This is a genomic window from Lacibacter sediminis, from assembly GCF_014168535.1.
GTDB lineage: Bacteria > Bacteroidota > Bacteroidia > Chitinophagales > Chitinophagaceae > Lacibacter > Lacibacter sediminis.
Genome location: NZ_CP060007.1, coordinates 1,035,530 through 1,056,307, shown reverse-complemented (window position 1 = coordinate 1,056,307; position 20,778 = coordinate 1,035,530). Strand labels below are relative to the sequence as shown.

General features: G+C 40.3%; 20 protein-coding genes. 7 read left to right on the top strand and 13 right to left on the bottom strand.

Annotated features, from left to right (window positions below; genetic code table 11):
- Positions 1-12: 12 nt before the first annotated feature.
- The 7 genes from H4075_RS04750 to H4075_RS04720 form a co-directional block, all read right to left on the bottom strand.
- Entirely contained in the window at positions 13-330 is a 318-nt protein-coding gene (locus tag H4075_RS04750) for a DUF59 domain-containing protein (protein WP_182804642.1), read from the bottom strand.
- On the bottom strand, positions 330-773 hold the full coding sequence (locus tag H4075_RS04745) for a SufE family protein (RefSeq protein WP_182804641.1): 444 nt from the start codon (positions 771-773) through the stop codon (positions 330-332). Before H4075_RS04745 ends, H4075_RS04750 begins: the two co-directional genes overlap by 1 nt.
- Positions 770-2,011: a cysteine desulfurase gene (locus H4075_RS04740; RefSeq protein ID WP_182804639.1), complete on the bottom strand. Its 1,242-nt coding sequence runs from the start codon at positions 2,009-2,011 to the stop codon at positions 770-772. The genes H4075_RS04745 and H4075_RS04740 overlap by 4 nt, the downstream gene beginning before the upstream one ends.
- Before the next feature lie 33 nt (positions 2,012-2,044).
- Positions 2,045-3,352, bottom strand: a complete 1,308-nt coding sequence (gene sufD / locus H4075_RS04735; protein ID WP_182804637.1) for a Fe-S cluster assembly protein SufD — start codon at positions 3,350-3,352, stop codon at positions 2,045-2,047.
- Between the two features lie 158 nt (positions 3,353-3,510).
- On the bottom strand, positions 3,511-4,275 hold the full coding sequence (gene sufC, locus H4075_RS04730; RefSeq protein ID WP_182804635.1) for a Fe-S cluster assembly ATPase SufC: 765 nt from the start codon (positions 4,273-4,275) through the stop codon (positions 3,511-3,513).
- Positions 4,276-4,307: 32 nt separating this feature from the next.
- Positions 4,308-5,753 carry a Fe-S cluster assembly protein SufB gene (sufB, locus tag H4075_RS04725; RefSeq protein ID WP_182804633.1) on the bottom strand — a complete coding sequence of 482 codons (1,446 nt, stop codon included), beginning with the start codon at positions 5,751-5,753 and terminating at the stop codon, positions 4,308-4,310.
- A gap of 375 nt (positions 5,754-6,128) precedes the next feature.
- Complete coding sequence (locus H4075_RS04720; RefSeq protein ID WP_182804632.1) at positions 6,129-6,695, bottom strand: ORF6N domain-containing protein; 567 nt, start codon at positions 6,693-6,695, stop codon at positions 6,129-6,131.
- Positions 6,696-6,867: 172 nt separating this feature from the next.
- On the opposite strand from H4075_RS04720, the gene H4075_RS04715 reads away from it, so the two are divergent.
- Entirely contained in the window at positions 6,868-8,409 is a 1,542-nt protein-coding gene (locus tag H4075_RS04715) for a choice-of-anchor I family protein (protein ID WP_182804630.1), read from the top strand.
- A 73-nt stretch (positions 8,410-8,482) separates the two neighbouring features.
- Here H4075_RS04715 and H4075_RS04710 read toward each other — a convergent pair whose 3' ends face one another.
- The gene (locus H4075_RS04710; RefSeq protein WP_182804628.1) at positions 8,483-9,352 is read right to left on the bottom strand and encodes an OmpA family protein; all 870 of its coding nucleotides are present in this window, start codon (positions 9,350-9,352) and stop codon (positions 8,483-8,485) included.
- A 409-nt stretch (positions 9,353-9,761) separates the two neighbouring features.
- Here H4075_RS04710 and H4075_RS04705 point away from each other — a divergent pair, with 409 nt between their 5' ends.
- Positions 9,762-10,484 carry a peroxiredoxin gene (locus H4075_RS04705; protein ID WP_220494852.1) on the top strand — a complete coding sequence of 241 codons (723 nt, stop codon included), beginning with the start codon at positions 9,762-9,764 and terminating at the stop codon, positions 10,482-10,484.
- Positions 10,485-10,551: 67 nt separating this feature from the next.
- On the opposite strand, the gene H4075_RS04700 is transcribed toward H4075_RS04705, so the two are convergent.
- The 5 genes from H4075_RS04700 to H4075_RS04680 all read right to left on the bottom strand — a co-directional run bounded on the left by H4075_RS04700 (position 10,552) and on the right by H4075_RS04680 (position 16,459).
- Complete coding sequence (locus H4075_RS04700) at positions 10,552-11,208, bottom strand: CoA transferase subunit B (protein WP_182804626.1); 657 nt, start codon at positions 11,206-11,208, stop codon at positions 10,552-10,554.
- Positions 11,209-11,305: 97 nt separating this feature from the next.
- Entirely contained in the window at positions 11,306-12,004 is a 699-nt protein-coding gene (locus H4075_RS04695; RefSeq protein WP_182804624.1) for a CoA transferase subunit A, read from the bottom strand.
- Positions 12,005-12,105: 101 nt separating this feature from the next.
- Positions 12,106-14,328: an ATP-binding protein gene (locus H4075_RS04690; protein ID WP_182804622.1), complete on the bottom strand. Its 2,223-nt coding sequence runs from the start codon at positions 14,326-14,328 to the stop codon at positions 12,106-12,108.
- A 118-nt stretch (positions 14,329-14,446) separates the two neighbouring features.
- The gene (locus H4075_RS04685; RefSeq protein WP_255460331.1) at positions 14,447-15,373 is read right to left on the bottom strand and encodes a class I SAM-dependent methyltransferase; all 927 of its coding nucleotides are present in this window, start codon (positions 15,371-15,373) and stop codon (positions 14,447-14,449) included.
- Positions 15,374-15,478: 105 nt separating this feature from the next.
- Positions 15,479-16,459 carry a long-chain-fatty-acid--protein ligase gene (locus H4075_RS04680; RefSeq protein ID WP_255460330.1) on the bottom strand — a complete coding sequence of 327 codons (981 nt, stop codon included), beginning with the start codon at positions 16,457-16,459 and terminating at the stop codon, positions 15,479-15,481.
- A 49-nt stretch (positions 16,460-16,508) separates the two neighbouring features.
- On the opposite strand from H4075_RS04680, the gene H4075_RS04675 reads away from it, so the two are divergent.
- From H4075_RS04675 to H4075_RS04655, 5 genes are all read left to right on the top strand, one after another.
- Positions 16,509-16,982: a hypothetical protein gene (locus H4075_RS04675; RefSeq protein ID WP_182804618.1), complete on the top strand. Its 474-nt coding sequence runs from the start codon at positions 16,509-16,511 to the stop codon at positions 16,980-16,982.
- Positions 16,983-16,994: 12 nt separating this feature from the next.
- The gene (locus tag H4075_RS04670; RefSeq protein WP_182804616.1) at positions 16,995-17,828 is read left to right on the top strand and encodes a UbiA prenyltransferase family protein; all 834 of its coding nucleotides are present in this window, start codon (positions 16,995-16,997) and stop codon (positions 17,826-17,828) included.
- Positions 17,829-17,916: 88 nt separating this feature from the next.
- A complete protein-coding gene (locus tag H4075_RS04665) occupies positions 17,917-19,023 on the top strand; it encodes a M20/M25/M40 family metallo-hydrolase (RefSeq protein ID WP_182804614.1) in 1,107 nt (368 codons plus the stop codon).
- Positions 19,020-19,193, top strand: coding sequence for a hypothetical protein (locus H4075_RS04660; RefSeq protein ID WP_182804612.1), 174 nt, complete (start codon positions 19,020-19,022; stop codon positions 19,191-19,193). Before H4075_RS04665 ends, H4075_RS04660 begins: the two co-directional genes overlap by 4 nt.
- The gene (locus H4075_RS04655) at positions 19,177-20,550 is read left to right on the top strand and encodes an SAM-dependent methyltransferase (protein WP_182804610.1); all 1,374 of its coding nucleotides are present in this window, start codon (positions 19,177-19,179) and stop codon (positions 20,548-20,550) included. Before H4075_RS04660 ends, H4075_RS04655 begins: the two co-directional genes overlap by 17 nt.
- The last annotated feature ends 228 nt before the right edge of the window (positions 20,551-20,778 follow it).

Here is a 20,778-nt window from a genome sequence, read left to right as displayed (position 1 = left end):
TGGAGCAAATCATTACATAAATCCTAATTCTAATGCTGCCACTTCGCTCATCATACTCTTTTCCCACTTGGGTGTCCAGGTTATCATCACATTTGCATCTGTCACACCTTCTACTTCTCTTGTCTTTTGATCTACTTCCACGGGTAATGATTGTGCTGCCGGACAACTCGGCGCTGTTAATGTCATCGTGATATTTGCATACCCCTTATCATTCACATCAATCTTATAGATCAATCCAAGATCATAGATATTCACCGGCAACTCCGGATCAAATACCGTTTGCAGTTTCTCGATGATCCTTTCTTTGATATCGTCTTTATTTAAACTCATCAGTTTTTAGTTGCTTGTTGTGCTAAATAAACTGTTGCATCCAATTTCATTTGTTTCACCATGCTCAGCAAACCATTGCTTCTGGTTTGTGCCAGGTGTTGTTTCATACCGATCTTATCAATAAAATCGAGCTTTGCGTTAATGATCTCGCTTGGTGCATGTCCGCTCAATACACGAATGAGCATGCTCACCAAACCTTTCACAATTACTGCATCGCTTTCTGCACGGTAGAACACTTTGCCATCTTTCAATTCGCTCACCATCCATACTGTGCTCTGACAACCCTTGATCTTATTCTCATCTTTCTTATGTTCGTCTTCCAAAGGCTTCAGTTTCTTTCCCATGTCGATGATGTATTCATACTTTTCATCCCATGTATCGAAGAGGGAGAAATCCTCAACAATCTCTTCTTCTATTTCTGCTATCGATTTTACTTCGCTCATCTTAATAACTTAATTGCTTTATGTAAGCCCGCAATCATCACATCAATTTCATCTTTGGTATTGTACATCGCAAAACTTGCTCTTGTTGTACCGGGAATATCAAAACGGTTCATCAAAGGTTGTGTACAATGATGACCTGTACGCACAGCTACACCTTGATTATCCAAAAGAATACCTAAGTCCTGCGGATGAACGCCTTCCACCACAAATGATGCAACACTCACTTTCTGTTTTGCTGTACCAATCAAACGTATACCGTTGATACTTTGTAATTCTTCTGTTGCATATTGCAGAAGCTGTTCTTCGTGCATACGGATCTGTTTCTTGCCGATACGTTGTACAAAATCAATCGCTGCTTTTAAAGCAACAGTATCTGCAATATTGGGTGTACCTGCTTCGAATTTGTAAGGCAATTCGTTCCAGGTTGTTTTTTCAAATGTTACATCCTTGATCATTTCTCCACCACCCATGAACGGGGGCATGGCTTCGAGCAAAGCTCTTTTACCATACAACACACCAATACCTGTGGGACCATATACTTTGTGTGAACTGATGGCAAAAAAATCGCAATCGAGTTCCTGTACATCGATATCTAAGTGAACAGTTGATTGTGCGCCATCGAGCATGACGATGGCTCCAACCTTATGGGCAGCATCAATGATTTCTTTTACCGGGTTGATGGTCCCTAATGAATTGGACGCATGTACCACAGAAACCAGCTTCACTTTTTCAGTCAGCAGTTTGTGAAATTCATCCATTAACAATTCACCGTTATCATCAACCGGAATTACTTTCAACGTTGCACCGGTCATTTCAGTGATCAATTGCCAGGGAACAATATTGCTGTGGTGCTCCATGCCGCTGATGATGATCTCATCACCTGCCTTGAGATTGGTGCGTGCCCAAGTATAGGCAACGAGGTTGATGCTTTCGGTAACACCACGTGTGAAAATAATTTCTTCACGCTGCTTGGCATTGATGAATTGCTGCACCGTATCTCTTGTGGCTTCGTAAGCAGCGGTTGCTTCTTCAGCTAACGAATGAATACCGCGGTGAATATTTGCATTAAAATATTGATAGTAGCTTGTTAACGCATCAATCACTTCCACAGGTTTCTGTGTAGTAGCTGCATTATCAAAATAAACCAAAGGCTTTCCCTTTACTTCACGATTCAAAATCGGGAAATGCCTTCTTACCTGGTCTACATCAAATGCTATATGTAAAGCTGTTGTTGACATATATTTCTAATTTGGGTGGGTCACCGCTGATAATTATATTTCAAAATCCAAACGCTCAGAAATGATCTGATCAACATATTGACGGATCGGCTCCAGTTCAATCTTCTCTAATATTTCAATGGCAAATGCATGGAGCAGTAAAGCTTTTGCAGCCTTATCACCAATACCTCTTGCCTGCAAATAAAACAAAGCATCTTCATCAAGACGGCCAATGGTACAACCATGTGAACATTTTACATCATCAGCAAAAATCTCGAGCTGTGGTTTGGTATTCACTGTTGCAGTATCACTCAATAAAATATTTTTATTGCTTTGATAGGCGTTTGTCTTTTGTGCATCCTGACGAACAAAAATCTTACCATTAAATACGGCTGTTGCATTTTCATCAATAATGCCTTTATACAGTTCATTACTTAAACTGTTTGGCATCTTATTATCAACGATGGTGTGATTATCAACATGCGTATCGCCCTTCACACAATACAAACCGTACATATTGCTTTCGCAACCCGGCGCTTCTAAAATAAAGTTGAGGTTGTTACGGATAACACCACCATTGAGTGTAATGGTTACCGAATTCACCTTGCTCACTCCTACCTGGCGCACATGCGTTGTTTTTACACAACTGCTGTGGCTGTCTTCGTTCTGAATTTTATATAAATGCACCTGTGCATTTTCTTCCACAACGATCTCAGATATCTTGTTGATAAAAGAATCGCTTGTGCCGATGGTTACTTCTTCCTCCACGATCTTTACTTCTGCATTCACCGCCACATGAATCAATGTGCGTGGTTGCGACAACACATTCTCTGTTCTTGCATCGTTGATATAATAGCAATACAGTGGATGTTCTACTGATTTATTTTTCTTTACAGAAATAAACAAACCTTGATATGCAAATGCATTGTTCAATGCGTTGATACCATCTTTATGGTAGTTGGCACTGTGACCAAGATTGCTGTCAACGATCGATTTGTATTCTCCTTTTACTGCTTCGCTCAAGGGAATAATCACCAACTCATCAACTGATGAACGGATGTTCGAAAGTTCAGCGTGATAAATCCCGTTCACAAAAACCAACTCATTCGCATCTTCATAGCCCGGCAAACGAAACTCATCCACATCTTTTGCAGTGATTGCCGTAGCGCCTTCTGCATAAGAGAAATCTTTATTGAGCACTGCACTGATGCGTGTGTACTTCCACTCCTCATGCTTTACTGTAGGGATACCCTGCTCGTTAAAGAGCTCCAATCCTCTTTGACTCAATGCTTTTAACGAACCATTGCCGCTGAATGATTCTTTGCTGAGCTTATCCTGTATTAAACTTTTTAATTCTGACATCTTGACCTCACCCTCGTTCCCTCTCCTAAAAGAGAGGGAGGCCGGGCTTTATTTTATAAGTTATCAATTGTAGTAACTCTTCATCGCATATTCCTTGTTCAAGAAACACTTCATTATTAATCAGAGTGCTACTGAACTCCCCTTTAGGGGTTGGGGGTTTACGCTTCTACTTCTTCTCCCAATTCTTCTTTAATGAAATCGTATCCTTTTTCTTCCAGTTCGACTGCCAATTCTTTACCACCTGTTTTTACGATGCGTCCTTTATAGAGGATGTGTACATAATCAGGAACAATATAATCGAGCAAACGCTGATAGTGCGTAATCACCAATGTAGCGTTGTCTTTTGATTTAAGTTTGTTTACACCTTCTGCTACAATACGCAGGGCGTCAATATCCAAACCACTATCTGTTTCATCCAGAATAGCCAGCTTTGGTTCAAGCATCGCCATCTGAAAAATTTCATTACGTTTCTTTTCACCACCACTGAAACCTTCGTTCAATGAACGGCTTAACAAAGCCTGATCAATATTCACGAGCTTCATTCTTTCTTTCATCAACTTCAAAAAAGCCACTGCATCCATTGGTTCTTCACCACGATACTTGCGGATCTCATTCACTGCTGTCTTTACAAAGTTGGTAGTGCTTACACCAGGAATTTCAATCGGGTATTGAAACGCAAGAAACACACCTTCACGTGCACGATCTTCAGGAGAAAGCTCTAACAGATCTTTACCTAAGAAATCAACACTCCCGGCAGTTACTTCATAATCAGAACGACCAGCTAATACAGAAGCCAATGTAGACTTACCACTTCCGTTTGGTCCCATGATCGCATGCACTTCGCCTGCTTTAATATCGAGGTTGATGCCTTTTAAGATTTCCTTCTCTTCAATCCTTGCCTGTAAATTTTTGATTGATAACATATACTTTGAAAATTGTGAATTTGAAATTTTGTTTATCCTACACTTCCTTCTAATGAAATCGCCAACAGTTTCTGTGCTTCCACAGCAAACTCCATTGGTAATTGATTCATGACTTCTTTAGCAAAACCATTAATGATCAATGCAACGGCCGTTTCCGTATCGAGACCACGTTGGTTGCAATAGAATATCTGGTCTTCACCAATTTTAGAAGTAGTGGCTTCATGCTCTACCTGTGCGGTGCTGTTCTTTACTTCAATGTATGGGAAGGTGTGTGCACCACATTTGTCACCGAGTAACAAACTATCACACTGTGAAAAGTTTCTTGCATTGGTGGCATTTTTACCAACCTGCACCAAACCACGATAAGAGTTTTGACTAAAGCCCGCAGAAATACCTTTCGATACAATTCGGCTTCTTGTGTTCTTACCAATGTGCATCATCTTGGTACCGGTATCGGCCTGCTGATGATTGTTGGTAACAGCAACAGAATAAAATTCACCCTGGCTGTTATCGCCTTTTAAAATTACAGAAGGATATTTCCATGTAACTGCAGAACCGGTTTCAACCTGCGTCCAGCTGATCTTTGAATTAACACCTGCACAAATACCACGCTTGGTTACGAAGTTGTAGATACCACCCTTGCCATCTTTATCACCGGGGTACCAGTTTTGTACAGTTGAATATTTAACTTCTGCATTATCGAGTGCAACAATTTCCACTACCGCAGCGTGCAATTGATTTTCATCACGCATAGGAGCAGTACAACCTTCGAGATAACTTACATAGCTGCCTTCTTCGGCAACAATGAGTGTACGTTCAAATTGACCGGTGTTTTCTGCGTTGATTCGGAAGTAAGTACTCAACTCCATCGGGCTTTTTACACCTTTTGGAATGTAGCAGAAACTACCATCGCTAAACACCGCACTATTTAATGCAGAAAAATAATTATCGGTCATCGGCACCACCGAACCCAACCATTTTTTGATCAGCTCCGGATGTTCCTGAACCGCTTCGCTCATGCTGCAGAAAATAATACCGAGCTCAGCCAATTCTTTTTTAAATGTCGTCGCAATAGAAACCGAATCGATCACGGCATCCACCGCCACATTGCTCAAACGCTTTTGCTCATCCAAAGAAATACCCAGTTTCTCAAACGTAGCCCTTAATTCAGGATCTACTTCGTCGAGGCTGTTGAGGGTTTTCTTCTGTTTGGGGGCACTATAGTATTTAATGGAGTTGTAATCTACCTTGGGGTACTTCACATTGGCCCACTCCGGCTCGGTCATTTTTAACCAATGACGGTAGGCTTTGAGTCGCCATTCCAGCATCCATTCGGGCTCTTTCTTTTTGGCGCTGATGAAACGCACAATGTCTTCACTAAGTCCGGGAGGCGCCTCGTCGGCTTCAATGTCGGTTACCCAACCATATTTGTACTCACTCAGGGCCGTTTGCTCCAGTGTATTGAGCATCTCACTCATGATTCGCTTTGTTTAATCTGTTTATCTAAAATCTTGAACAATTACTATCTATACACAAAAGTACAGATTAATCTATACGAAAAAGTATAGATAATGTTCGAAAAGCGGAAAAATTGCCTGTTTGGGGAATGGATGTGGGGAAGTTTGTAGCTGGGTCGGGACGCTGGGGGGCCTGAAACTTTGGGGAATTGGAGACTGGGAATTTGTACTTGGGAGTTCGGGCTGTGGGCTTTTGATCCTTGATTTTACCCAGTCTCTGCCGAGACGCTTGCGGTCTCGGTCAGACCAAAGCGTCTGACTTTTCGCTGTACCTGCGCTACGCTGCGGTGCCGCTGCAATCCGGCAGCCGTTGAGCAAAAAGTATTTCATCACTATCTATTTTCTCTTGAAGCCAATCCTTTCCCTTTCATCCCATTTCCGTTCAGCAGCTTTCTCATCCAATAAATTTTCCATCGCATCATATATCTGATTGAGCTGAACATCATGTTCACCTATTCGATCCTTGATTTCTTTCATCTGCTCTTTCAAGTCATTTTCTTTCAGTAATATTTTCCTGATTTCTACAAATGCCCTCATAATGGCAATGTTCATTTGAATAGCTTTATCGCTGTTGAGGATGCCGCTTAGCATGGCAACACCTTGTTCGGTGAAAGCATAGGGTGCAACCGTAGTATTTCGTTTACTCTGGGATGCGGTCACAATTTGTGACCTCAAAACTCCGTCACTTTCCGATGGAGTCACAATTTGTGACCGGATAGTCTTCCATTCAGCAGCAGTCAAGCGAAACATAAAATCAGCGGGAAATCGTTTGACATTCCGTTTTACAGCCTGATTAAGCACTTTGGTTGGAACTTCGTAAAGAGCAGCAAGGTCAAAGTCAAGCATGACACGTTCACCCCGAATTTCATAAATGCGGTTTTGAATACTTACGATGATTTGCATAAGCAGGTGTTTTTGGAAAAGTAAAATAGCAGGAAAAACTATGTTTTGCAAGCGAGCACTTACAAATTATCAGCTGATTTTAAAACGCTTCCTTCATCTTTTCATAACCTTCCCGTCATATTCCCTTAACAATCCACCTCTACCATTGCCGCTCAACTAATAAACTTACACAATGAGAAAATCCCTTTTACTCATCAGCAGCATTGTATTACTGAATGCCTGTACAAAACTCAGTACAGAACAGGAAAATTCGAAACAGAATACTGGCTTTGCCGCACGCCAGGAGTCAACCAGCTTTTCAGAAATAGGCAGTCTTGCCATTGGTGGCGGACTTGGTGCTGCAGAGATCAGCACCTACGATGCCGACACAAAAAAATTATTTGTGGTAAATAACAGCGCCGGCAATAACCGGATTGAGGTTGTTGATCTTAGTAATCCTGCATCACCAACTATAATTGGTAACATCAACATTGCAGTATATGGCGGATTGGTAAATAGTGTGAGTGTAAGCAACGGCAAACTTGCTGCAGCAATTGAAGCAGTTCCTAAAACAAATAATGGGAAAGTGGTTGTGTTTAATACAACAACTCATGACGCCATTGCAGTTATAACAGTTGGCTCGCTACCGGATATGATCACCTTTACACCCGATGGAAATTTTATTCTTACAGCAAATGAAGGTGAACCAAATGAAGCTTACACCATTGATCCGCTTGGTACAGTTTCTATTATTGATGTGAACAATAACTACGCTGTTACTACTCTTGACTTCAGCAACTTTGCTTCAAGAGCAGCAGAATTAAAAACAAAAGGGTTTCGTTTGTTTGGCAAGAATGCAAGTTTTGAACAGGATGTAGAACCTGAGTACATCGCTGTTGCGAGCAACAGCCAAACTGCATGGGTTACATTGCAGGAGAACAATGGTATTGCTAAAATTGATCTCATTACAAAAACCATTACGGATATTTTTCCATTAGGGTTTAAAGATTACAACAACCCGATGAATACAATTGACCCAAGTGACAGAGATGGTGGTATAATTTTCGGAAGCTGGCCGGTAAAGGGAATGTTTTTACCCGATGCGATTGCTGTAAACAGTCACAATGGTGTTCCGTTTATTTACTCTGCCAATGAAGGAGATGCCAGAGAATATGCAGGCTTTTCAGAAATAAGACGCATCAACGAACCTAATTTACCACCTATTCTATTGGATGCACTTGCATTTCCTGATGCTGCAGCGTTAAAAACAAATCCACAACTTGGTCGTTTAAATATCACAACTACATTGGGAGATACAGATGGCGATGGTGATTATGATGAACTGTATTCTTATGGTGCACGTTCATTCAGTATCTGGAATGGTTTAACTGGTCAATTAGTTTATGATAGCAAAAACCAGATCGATCTGAAAGCAAATGAACTTGGCAAATATCCTGATGGCCGTAGTGATGATAAAGGTTGTGAACCGGAAGGCATTACCACAGGTCGTGTTGGAAACAAGAGCCTGTTGTTTGTTGGTTTGGAAAGAGCCAATGCTGTAATGATCTACGACATTACAAACCCAACTAAACCAGTATTCAGTCAATGGCTCAACACAGGTGTTGGACCTGAAGGTGTTTTATTTGTATCAGCCGATAAAAGCCCAAATGGTAAAAGTTTATTTATTGCCAGCAGCGAAACAGATGGCTTTGTAAAAATTTATACAACGAAATAATCGTTCCTGATAATTTACAAGAAAGCCCTGCTGATTTCTCGGCAGGGCTTATTGCTTTCTACAAAATACATTTTTATTTCTGTGGCTCTAATAATTTAAAGAACTGATCCAATTCAGGAAGGATCACTATTCTTGTTCTCCTGTTCACTGCTTTCCCTTCATTCGTATCGTTTGAACCCAATGGATGGTATTCACTACGACCTGCTGCTGCCATTTTCGCTGGGTCCAATCCATATTCTTTCTGCAACAAACGCACAACGGTAGTAGCACGTTTCACACTTAAATCCCAGTTGTCAACCAACATAGCATTACCACGGAAAGGAACATTATCGGTATGCCCTTCTACCATAAATTCAATGTCTGGCTGATTCTTCAATACCAAGGCAACTTTGCCTAATACTTCTTTTGCACGATCGGTGATTGTATAGCTGCCGCTCTTGAACAACAGTTTATCAGAGATATCGATGTACACTACACCTTTATCCACTTTAATATTGATGTCTTCATCTTCAATATTTCCAATGGCTCCTTTGAGGTTCATCACCAATACCATATTCAATGAATCTTTATACGCCATCTGTTGTTGCAATGTTTGAATGTACGCATCCTTTGCACCAATGTTCTGTAATGACTGTTTGATGCTTTCGGCTTGTTGTTTGGAGATCACTGAAAGGTTTTCCAATTGCATTACAGCCTGTGTATAATTCTGCTTGATGTTTTCGATCTCTTTATTAAGATCGGTAATGCGTTTGTTGAGATCAGCTTTTTCCCGTTCCAGTCCTGCTTTTTGATTATTGCAATCAGCAAGCGTTCCTTCCAATGTAACATAACGGGTTTGCAGTTGCGCATAATCGGCTTGCGACTTTTTAAATTTTTTACTACTTACACAAGATGTCAATAACAATGCGGTGCAGACGACTGCAACCAGATAATTCAGTTTCATAACATTCTTTTTTACTAAATGAATAATGCAGATGCTTTTTTCAGGCATACAAGCGTAACTACATAAATAATCCATCTGACGAAAATGCATCAACATACATTTACCGGAGATTATTCATGCGCCTGTACAAACAGATGCAGCAATTATAATTGCTGTGTTGCTCAATGAAGGATAAAAACCTTGCCAAACTTTTAAGAGTACCGATAAAAAATACAAATCGTCAAAATCAGTTCCTCTATTTTCACTTGTCAACTGAACCAACCACTCAACACTTGCTACAAATTAGCACCCCTTACAGCTGAATTTCCTTCCCACAATCACATATATGCATGACTCCGCTCACTGGAAACCGGCCTTGCTTACCAGTACCTTTAACTGTTAACCGTTTCTTCAATTAAAACTATTCCTTATGTTCAACGAAATAGATCTCCAAAACAAAATAAGTATGCCACGCATCGGCGATCCTGCTCCATCTTTCACAGCAGTAACCACGCAAGGCAATATTCATTTTCCCAACGACTATCAAGGCAAATGGATCGTTTTGTTCAGTCATCCGGCTGATTTTACGCCAGTATGCACATCTGAATTTATGACCTTTGCGAAAATGGAACCCGAGTTTGCAAAACTCAATACCAAATTGGTGGGATTGAGTGTGGATGGGTTGTACAGTCATATTGCATGGTTGCGTACAATTAAGGATAAAATTGAATTTCGAGGATGGAAAGATGTAGAAGTGAAATTTCCGTTGATAGAAGATATTACAATGGAAATTGCAAAAATGTATGGCATGATACAACCGGGAGAAAGTTCTACCAAAGCTGTAAGAGCCGTATTCTTTATTGATCCGAAGGGCATCATCAGGGCGATCATCTATTATCCACTTTCATTAGGTCGCAACTTTAAAGAATTGAAACGTGTATTGATAGGATTGCAAACAGCCGATAAGCATGCCGTAGCACTTCCTGCCGATTGGATTCCGGGTGAAGATGTGATTGTTCCGCCGGCAAACAGTTGTGGTGTTGCATCAGAACGCATGGCCGGTAAAGAGAAAGATGTGTATTGCAAGGATTGGTTCTTCTGTATGAAACCATTACCAAAAGATGAACTGGAACTGGAAGCTGAATTGGTTTAAGTGCAAACACAAAAAGAGAATCCACGTTGGCGTAACGTGGGTTTTCTTTTTATGTCGATTTTTATTTTCAGAATACCATCTCAGGTATTTCACCTTCTACGATTAGTTTACCTGCTGTCTTTGAAACAATTTCTTCTACAGATATACCGGGTGCTCGTTCCAGTAATTTAAATCCATCAGCAGTAACATCAAGCACAGCCAGGTCGGATACAATTTTCTTTACACACTTTAAACCTGTTAACGGTAGTGCACATTGCGGCAACAGTTTACTCTCACCTTTCGGATTGGTGTGCATCATAGCTACAATAATATTTTTTGCGCTGGCAACCAGATCCATTGCACCACCCATTCCTTTCACCATCTTGCCGGGAATTTTCCAATTAGCAATATCACCTTGTTCACTTACCTCCATTGCACCAAGCACAGTAAGATCAACTTTTCCTGCACGGATCATTCCAAAACTCATAGCACTATCAAAGAATGCCGAGCCGGGTAATGTGGTGATGGTTTGTTTACCGGCATTGATGAGATCAGGATCTTCTTCACCTTCAAATGGAAAAGGCCCCATGCCCAATAATCCATTTTCGCTTTGCAGTTCCACATGAATACCTGCAGGAATATAATTCGCCACCAAGGTTGGAATACCAATGCCGAGGTTGACATAGTACCCATCTTTTAATTCTTTGGCGATGCGTTGTGCTATTTGTTCTTTCGAAAGAGCCATAATTTGAAAATTAGTTGATTTAAAATTTGAAAATGAGATAGACTGATTATTTATGCAACTTGAAAAAAGTAAACTTCATTTTCAAATTGCAACATTCTCAAATTCGCTTTCTTACTGTCTTCTGTTCAATCCGCTTTTCATAATTCGCTCCTTTGAAAATGCGATGAACATAAATCCCCGGTGTATGAATTTCGTTTGCATTTAATTCCCCCGGTTCAACCAATTCTTCCACTTCTGCGATGGTTATTTTACCTGCCATTGCCATGAGTGGATTGAAATTTCTTGCAGTATCCTTGAAAATCAAATTCCCCATTGTATCGCCTTTCCAGGCTTTTACAATGGCATAGTCTGCATCAAATGCATATTCAAGTAAATAATCTTTCCCGTTGAAATTGCGGACTTCTTTTCCTTCTGCTACTTCTGTTCCTACACCGGCAGGTGTATAAATTGCAGGCATACCATAACCGGCAGCCATACAACGGGTAGCCAATGTTCCTTGTGGTATGAGTTCAACTTCCAATTCGCCGCTTAACAATTGGCGTTCAAATTCTGCATTCTCGCCAACATAGGAAGAGATCATTTTCTTCACCTGCTTTTGCTTGAGCATTAACCCAATGCCAAAATCATCCACACCTGCATTGTTGGAGATGCATGTAAGATTCTTTGTTCCTTTTTTTACTAAAGCGGAAATACAGTTTTCGGGAATGCCGCACAAACCAAAACCACCGAGCATAAGGGTTGCTCCATCGGGAATATCTTTTATTGCTTCATCGGCATTGGAAACAATTTTATTCATTGCAATCGTATTTGATTGCAAGATAAGCGAAGAACTACAAATGAACATATAAAGCGGGTGAGCCACCTGGTAATACATGCGGGTTACGCACCTTTAAAACATTAAGCAGCTGCTGCGAGATATTCTCTCAGTTCCTGTAACACTACCTGTACAGAACTATCAAGCTCAGCAATAAGATTTTTTGTTTGCTCTTTTTCTTTGTACTGCGAAATATCTGCTTTCTCAATCAGTATCACTTTGCCTGAAAGCTCTTCAGCTACTCCCAGTATGCGTAAGGTTGATTTCATATTATGCGCCGTTGCTTTCAACATGGCGGGATCTTCAGCTGCAAATGACTCTTTCAGTTTCTCAACTTCATTTGGTAAAAAATCAAATGCCTTGTTCAACAGATCCTGGATATTTTCTTTGTTACCACCCGTTAAGCGATGCAGATAATCGATATTCACAAGCTTCAATTGTGAATGTTGAGGAGTAGCAGGTTCTGTATCCCAATCGCTGTAGTGATTGAGTAATTCCAACAACTTGCGTTCATCAACAGGTTTGGTGAGATAAGCATTCATACCTGCGTTGATCGCATTCTGCTGTTCAAGGCTTTGACAAAATGCGCTCAGCCCAATAATGGGCGTTTGCATATGCAACTCAGCCCTGATCTTTTTAGTGGTATCAATACCGCTTAGGCCGGGCATCTGGATATCCATCAAAATAAAATCGTAGTTCTTTTGCTTCAATAGCTGAAGAGCGGCTATACCGCTATCTGCCTTATCGAATAAGAATTGATGTTCTGCAAGAAGATAACCCATCAGATCACGGTTCATCTCATTATCATCAACAATTAAAATACGTTTCTGAATTAGTTTTTCTTTATTAATGATCAACTCTGTTTCAATTTCCTTTTCTATTGCTGTTGCAATTGTGAAAGGCATCAACAAAACAAATTGAGTGCCTTCTCCCGGTGTAGAAAATACTTCAATTTCACCACCCTGCATTTCTACCAGTTGCTTTACAATGGGAAGCCCCAACCCTGTTCCGTAATATTTTTTCGCTGTTTTGCTTTCAATCTGGTAAAACCGTTCAAATACATACGGCAGCTTGTCCTTTTCAATACCGATACCGGTATCTTCAACTGTGAATTGGATCCACGCCTTTTCGCCCGATTGCTTTACCATTTTTGCTGCAACAGAAACTGAACCCTGCTCGGTAAACTTGATAGAGTTACCTGTAAGATTCACCAGTATCTGCATCAGCTTTTTTGCATCGCCTGAAACATACTCAGGTAATTGTTCATCCATCTGAATATGCAGTGAAATATTTTTTGCTTCTGCACGGTTTTGCAATACGTTATTGAGATTACTGATCACTTGCTTTACATCAAATGCTTCATTCGAAAACTGGAAATGCCCGGATTCGAGTTTAGAATAATCGAGCACATCATTGATCACTTCCATCAACAGGTTACCTGAAATCTTCATCGACTGAATCCATTGCTTTGTTTCAGGAGCATGCTCTTTCTTCAACAAAAGATTTGTATAACCAATAATAGAGTTCAATGGTGTACGTAACTCATGTGTTACGTTTGAAATAAACTGATCTTTCACCATTTGCGCCTGCTGCCCTTTTTGAATTGCAATTGACAGTGTATTGTTCAGGCGATTTGTTTCAATCATTTTATAAACAACCAGCAAGGCAATCAGCGACATAAAAATGAGCGAAACGATATTCCACTTACGGTCAAGGCTAAGCATTTCTGCTTTTTCAATCGTGATCTTCTTATTAAGCTGTTCGATCTTTATTCCCAATGCACTGATCAGTTCCTGTTCCCCAAACGTAATTTCCTTAAAGGATGATCTGTAGGCAACACTATTCACCATTTCAAGTGCTTTTGCCTGACCTTCTGTATCGTAAACAGAAATTATATCACGGTTTAATTGAATGCGGTTGGCAGCTTTATGTACAAAAATGTTTACTAAATATTTAGGAATATAACCTCCGTATGTGCTTTTTACTTCCCCAAGGTTTTTTTCTATTGTAATACTGTTTTTTGAAAAAGCTTCTTTCTTATGAAGATCGCCTGTTTGCACATAATCTTCCAGGTTGTGGTCACTTTGTGTAATGAGAAACATCGTTTTTTCAACGACTTGCTGATACTGCTGATGCTTGATGACGGAATCGCTTTGTGCAGAATGTTCCTGTACTGATTGCAACACGCCCGATTCTATTGCATAATTTGCAGCAATGCCAATAAGCAATATAAGAGCAACAAATGCGAATGCGAGAACCTTTTTTAAACGGGGATGATCCCGTAGCAGGAGAAGAGTTGGTTTCATAGTACTGGATTTTGAGGAATAACAGACTGAAAAATTACGTCTATTCCATTTCAAATCCAATCATGCGTGGATGTTTTATCCCTATACAGCATAAGTAAAACTACTAGTGTAAATACGATTACCGTATCATTCGCCAACACCAACGTTGCAGTTTGCCTTCAAAATCGAATGGAGTGGTTGCTTTTGTGATGTCTTTTATAACGGAAGCCTGTATTTCACTTTCATGCAGTTCAAATTTCCGTGCATTATTGCTGAAGTATAAAACAGCACCCGGTTTCATTGCCTTTAATGTTTGATTGATGAGTTCCACATGATCGAGCTGAATATCGAGGAAGTCTTTCATCTTTTTACTGTTGCTGAAAGTGGGCGGGTCCATCACTACGATATCAAAGGTATTAGGTGTAAGCGTCTCAAGGTATTGCTTCACATCTGCCACAACAAACTTGTATTTCTTATGATCAATAAAAAAATTTGCTTCGAAATTCTTCTTCGCCCAATCGATATAGGTGTTCGACAGATCAACGGTTACTACTTCTTCTGCCCCACCGGCAGCAGCATATACACTGAATGAACCGGTATATGCAAACAGGTTCAATACCTTTTTATCTTTTGCTTCTTCCATTACCATCTTACGTGTTGTACGATGATCGAGAAATAAACCTGTATCTAAATAATCAGAAAGGTTCACTAAGAATTTCAATCCATTTTCCTGCACTTCAAAAAACTCTTTTTCTTCAGCCGTCTTTTGGTACTGAGCCTGGCGATTACTTTTCCTGCGACGTTCTTTGGTGTAGATAAGTTCTTCATCCATCTGTAACACATCTGCAATTATATCCACTGTTCCCTCCAACCAATCGAGATGCTCTTCTTCCGTAAGATTATGCTTGGCTTTGTATTCACTCACACAAACTCTTGTATCATACACATCAATACTCACCGGAAACTCCGGCAAATCTTTATCATATAAACGGTAGCAGCTGATGCCCATCCTCTTTGCTTGCTTACTGCGGTGTTTGTACACTTTCGTAAGTCGGTTCTGAAACATTTGTAATTTATCGGAGAGCATAATGATGAGTAATGAAAGATGAGTGATGAGTCTTGAATCTTATGGTTTTTATATTGGACTTGGGTTTTTCTTTTGGGGTTTTATCTACAATGCGAGCAAGCTGCACCCCCTGATATCGCTGTTATCCATTCGGCCCAATATACGAAAGCTGCCATCTTCAAATACTTCGCCCACATCGTCGGTTGCAATAAAACTGACTGAATACACATTCGCCAGATCAATAATATTAATGGCGCCTTTCCCTGTTGTGCTGATGTGCAAAGGATCATCTTCATCCCTCACCAAAACTTTCATCCAGGGCGGGCAATGAAAAATGCCATTACCTTTTGAATAAGCCTGGCTGAGTAATTCCGTCATCCCATATTCAGAATGAATTGTTTCAGCCGAAAAACTTTTTTTTAGCTGAAGATGCACCTGTTCTCTTGTCATCTCTTCCCTCCTTCCTTTCATGCCACCCGTTTCCATGATGATGGTATTCATCAATGGTAACTGGTATTGCTCAGCAAAATCGAGCAACCCGAATGTAACACCAATGAGAATAGTTGGCTGACCTTCTTTTTCCAGCAGCTGTAATCTGTTATACAGCTCCTGAAAATTATTGAGGTAAAAACCATTCATAGGATGGTTACTTTTCTCAATCAGTTTTTGCACCATGTACACCAGCGATGAATGGCCACGCTCAAGGTAAGATGGCAAGAGACCAAGAAAACAATAGTTCTCCGGCAAATCATATTGCTGCAAAAAACCCCTTGTAAAAGCTTCTTCATACAAAGCAAGGCTTTTTACATAATGCTTGCTTTGGATGGTTTGAGATGTGCCACTGCTTTCAAATAATGTTTCCGGAGTGAACTCTGTGCTTTTGATCCGGTGTGTTTTAAAAAAACTAATGGGCAGAAAGGGAACGGTCTCAATTCCTGATACTCCCGGGGGTGCAATATGCAAAGCCTCACAAAAAGATCGGTAAACAGAGTTATTGCAGTACTGAAATTGAAACGACTGCTGCACCACTTCGTTGAACGAAGTCCTGCTTAACTCAAAAAGATTGTTAACAAAAGAAGGAATCAATTTTTTAGTGGGGTATTAATGCTTAAATTTGAAATAAGAACATTTCCGAATGAAAGCAAAACTATTATTTCTTTTTGTATTAGCCGCTGTATTAGCTGGCTGCAAAAAGTCGAAATTTACAACAGAGCCGCAGGTTGAAATAAAGTCTGTAAAAGTGGGAGATCTCGTTGATGCCTTTGGCAATTCAGGAAAATTTGTTGAACTAAATTTAACTGTTACAGATAAAGAAGGGGACGTGCAGGATAGCATCATTATTGACAAAATAGATGCAGGCACTCCAGCCTGTCCCGGCAACAGTCTTCTGGACGATGATTATAAAATGCCGGAATTCCCGGGTGAACCTAACCAAAAAGTAAACGTACGTGTTCGGTATTCCAATATCAGTGCGGTTGGATATGCACTTTTGTCCGGTAATGATTGTCCATCAAATCCACATGTTGTAAAATTCCGTTTCACAGTAAGGGACAAAGCAGGTAACAGAAGCCAGCCTGTTGAATCGGAAGTTATCACACTGCCTTTTTAAGCACCGGTTGTAATGCCACGTTTTATAAGGTTCCTTCTTTTTTACCATATTGTTATTGCTGTAAGTGCCGCTACGCTTTGCGTGCAAACCAAGTTATTCTATTCTCTTTTTGAATACCCCCTAACGCTTATAGCATTTGTATTTTTTGCAACCCTTCTCAGTTATAACCTTCATTTCAGTTTTGCAGCTACAAAGAGCACCTCATCGGAACAACTTCAATGGTTTCGGGAAGCAAAGAATGCGACGGTAATCTTAAATATTTTATCACTTCTTGCAACGCTTTGGTTTTGGTGGAAGATCCGAAGCATCAATACACATATCATATTGGCTATTCTTTTCAATGCGGCATATACAGCTCCTTTGTTATTGAAAAAACCTATCAAGCTTCCATCGATACTCACCTTTATCAAAAGTTATTTTATTGGCTTTGTTTGGGCCTATGCAACTGTTGTATTGCCGCTTGCTTTTTTTGAAGTGGAACCCGACGTAAACGAAGTATTTCTTTTTGTCAGCCGGCTTTTATTGGTGGCGCTTGCTACCATGATCTTCGATTACCGAGACCGCCTCAGAGATTTTGAAATGGGCGTTCATACGCCGGCCAATATCATGAATGAACAGCAGTTCCAGGTTTTCTTTCTTATCAATGTTATTCTGTACTCGTTCTCGGTTGTATTCTTAGCCATTCGCTTCGAAACTTATCTTCATTTGCTCCAGTTAATACCAGGTGTTGTTGCCGTTTACCTGCTGCGTATTTCAAAAAGACAAAACAGCGATTACTTTTATCTTGGTTGGGTTGATGGGCTATTGATTCTTTCTTCCCTGCTAAGCTTATTCCTGCTGTTCTAAACAACCTGCTTTACCCGTTGGTAAAAAGTGCTGATGCCCCGCTTTTTAAAAGAAGCGAACCCGTACATTTGCTGAAAGCACTAAAACGATGGCAAAAGCAGCAAAGAAAAAATCAATTCTTACAAACACGTCTCTTGAGTTTTTGAAGAACTATCATAATACGCATTCGCCTGTTGGTTTTGAAACCAGCGGACAGAAAGTATGGTTAGAATATCTGAAACCATATATCGATACACATTTCAGTGATTCATATGGTACCGTTGTTGGAGTGCTTAACCCTGAACATTCATTCAAAGTAGTGATAGAAGCGCATGCAGATGAGATCAGTTGGTTTGTGAATTATATCACACCTGAAGGTTTAATCTATCTGAAGCGTAATGGTGGCGTTGATCACCAGATCGCCCCAGCCAAGCGTGTGCTGATCCATGGAAAAAAGGGAATTGTAAAAGCTGTGTTTGGATGGCCTGCCATTCATACCCGCCTTGGTAATCCTGAAGCAAAAGAACCACAACCACGTGTCGATAATCTTTGGCTCGATTGCGGAGCACGTAACAGAAAAGAGGTTGAGGCCCTTGGTGTAAAAGTAGGTTGCGTAGTTACTTATGAAGAAGGTTTTGATGAGCTGGCACATGATTATTACATAGCCCGTGCATTTGACAACCGCATTGGTGGTTTTATGATCGCTGAAGTCGCACGTTTGCTGAAAGAAAATAAAAAGAAACTTCCTTATGGTTTGTACATTGTAAATGCTGTGCAGGAAGAAATTGGTTTGCGTGGAGCTGAAATGATCGCTCGCCGTATTAAACCGGATATTGCCATTGTAACTGATGTAACACATGATACTACAACTCCTATGATCAGTAAGATCGTTGAAGGTGATATCAGTTGCAGCAAAGGACCTTCATTGGCAACCGGACCAGCTATTCACAATAAACTGCTCGACTTTGTTACTGATGTTGCTGATAAGAAAAAAATCCCGGTGCAATGGCGTTCATTAAGCCGCAGCACAGGTACCGATACTGATTCATTTGCTTATGCGAATGATGGATGCCCTTCAGTACTCATCAGCATTCCGTTACGTTATATGCATACAACAGTTGAAATGCTGCACAAGAGTGATATTGAAAACACTATTCATCTGATGTATGAAACGTTGCTGGCGTTAACTCCAAAAACCAATCTCCGCTATTTATGATGCAATTGTTATACCTCGATCCGGGAAGCGGCAGTTACCTGATACAGGTAATTATAGCTGCTGTGTTGGGTGTGATCTTTTATTTCAAGAGTGGCTGGAACTGGATCAAAAGCTTCTTTGTAAAAACACCACCCAAAACAGAAGAGGAAAAGAATGAGTCAACTGATTAATCATCATCCTGCTTCTTTTCGTGATCCTTCCGGTTTTATTTATGAAAAGGATGGAACGATCTATCGCTTCGTTTCCGATAATTACAGTCAGGACTATGATCTTTTGATGAAGAGTGGTCTTGCAGATGATCTTCTCAAAAAAAAATTACTACTCCCTTTTACTGATCTTTCCGAAAACCATACAGGAAGATCAGATTGGTATAAAACATTACAGCCACAACAACTCCCGTTTCTTTCGTATGCATGGGAATGGAGTTTTGAACAGTTGAAAGATGCTGCATTAACTACGCTCAATATCTGCAGGCAAGCTTTACATAAAGGCATGATCCTGAAAGATGCGACGCCAAGTAATATTCAATTGGTTGACGGCAAGTATAAGTTGATCGATACACTTTCGTTTGAAACATACATAGAAGGTGAATCTTGGATCGCATACCGGCAGTTTTGCGAATGCTTTTTGAATCCATTGCTGATAGCTGTTTACACAGGGATGGAAGTGCATAAACTCATACTCAGCTATCCCGATGGTGTGCCTGCTGCAGTAACATCAAAACTACTTCCATTCAAAACAAAACTGAATGCTTCGGTTTACCTGCATGTGCATTTGCAGGCAAAGATGGCCGGGAAACAATCAACCGAACAAAAGCAAACGACCAGAAAGATCACAAAGAAAAACATTGAGCAGATATTAGAAAACCTGCACAGCTGCATCAGCAATCTGTTGCTGCCTTCACAATCTACGACCTGGAACAATTATTATTCGGAAACAATATTGAGCGAGTCTTACTTTTTGGAGAAGAAGAAGCTTGTAAGTTCGATTTTGGGAAGTATAGAGTACAGCTCAGTTCTTGACCTCGGTGCAAATGAAGGTGAATTCTCTTTGCTGTGTAAAAATGAAGCGATGGTGATCTCAACCGATTTTGACAGTGATTGCATCAACAGATTTTATAAGCGCATTAAAGAAGAAAAGCGGACAAATATCTATCCTTCAGTAATTGACCTCACCTATCCTTCGCCTTCAATGGGTTGGATGAATGAAGAACGTCCGGCCTTCTTTAGCCGCACAAAAGTTGACGTATGTATGGCTCTGGCATTGATCCATCACTTAGCCATTGCGAAGAATATTACATTTGAACAACTGGCTGCTTTTCTTGCTTCTGTTTGTAAAGTGCTCATTATTGAATTTGTGCCGAAAAGTGATCCGAAAGTTGCGGTGATGTTACAGTGGCGGAAAGATATATTCAACAACTATGATGAGGAAACATTCGAAGAAGCATTTGCAAAGTTGTTTGAATTAGAAAAGAAAATGAATGCGCAGGGAAGCGAACGCACAATGTATGTTTACAGGAAAAAGTAACTCTCTTCATAACCACCATGAAAGAAAAGCTGAATGCACTCCTTCAGGAGAAAACATATTTCCTTTTACTTTTGCCACTATTCTTTATTTTTCATGGCTATAACGCTTTTTTTAGCTTCTTTCCTCTTCAATTTGTTTTGCTGAATCTGGTAATCACTTTGCTTACAACGGCACTACTTTATTTATTAAGTTATTGGTTACTAAAAAATAAAAGAAAAGCGGCCATCT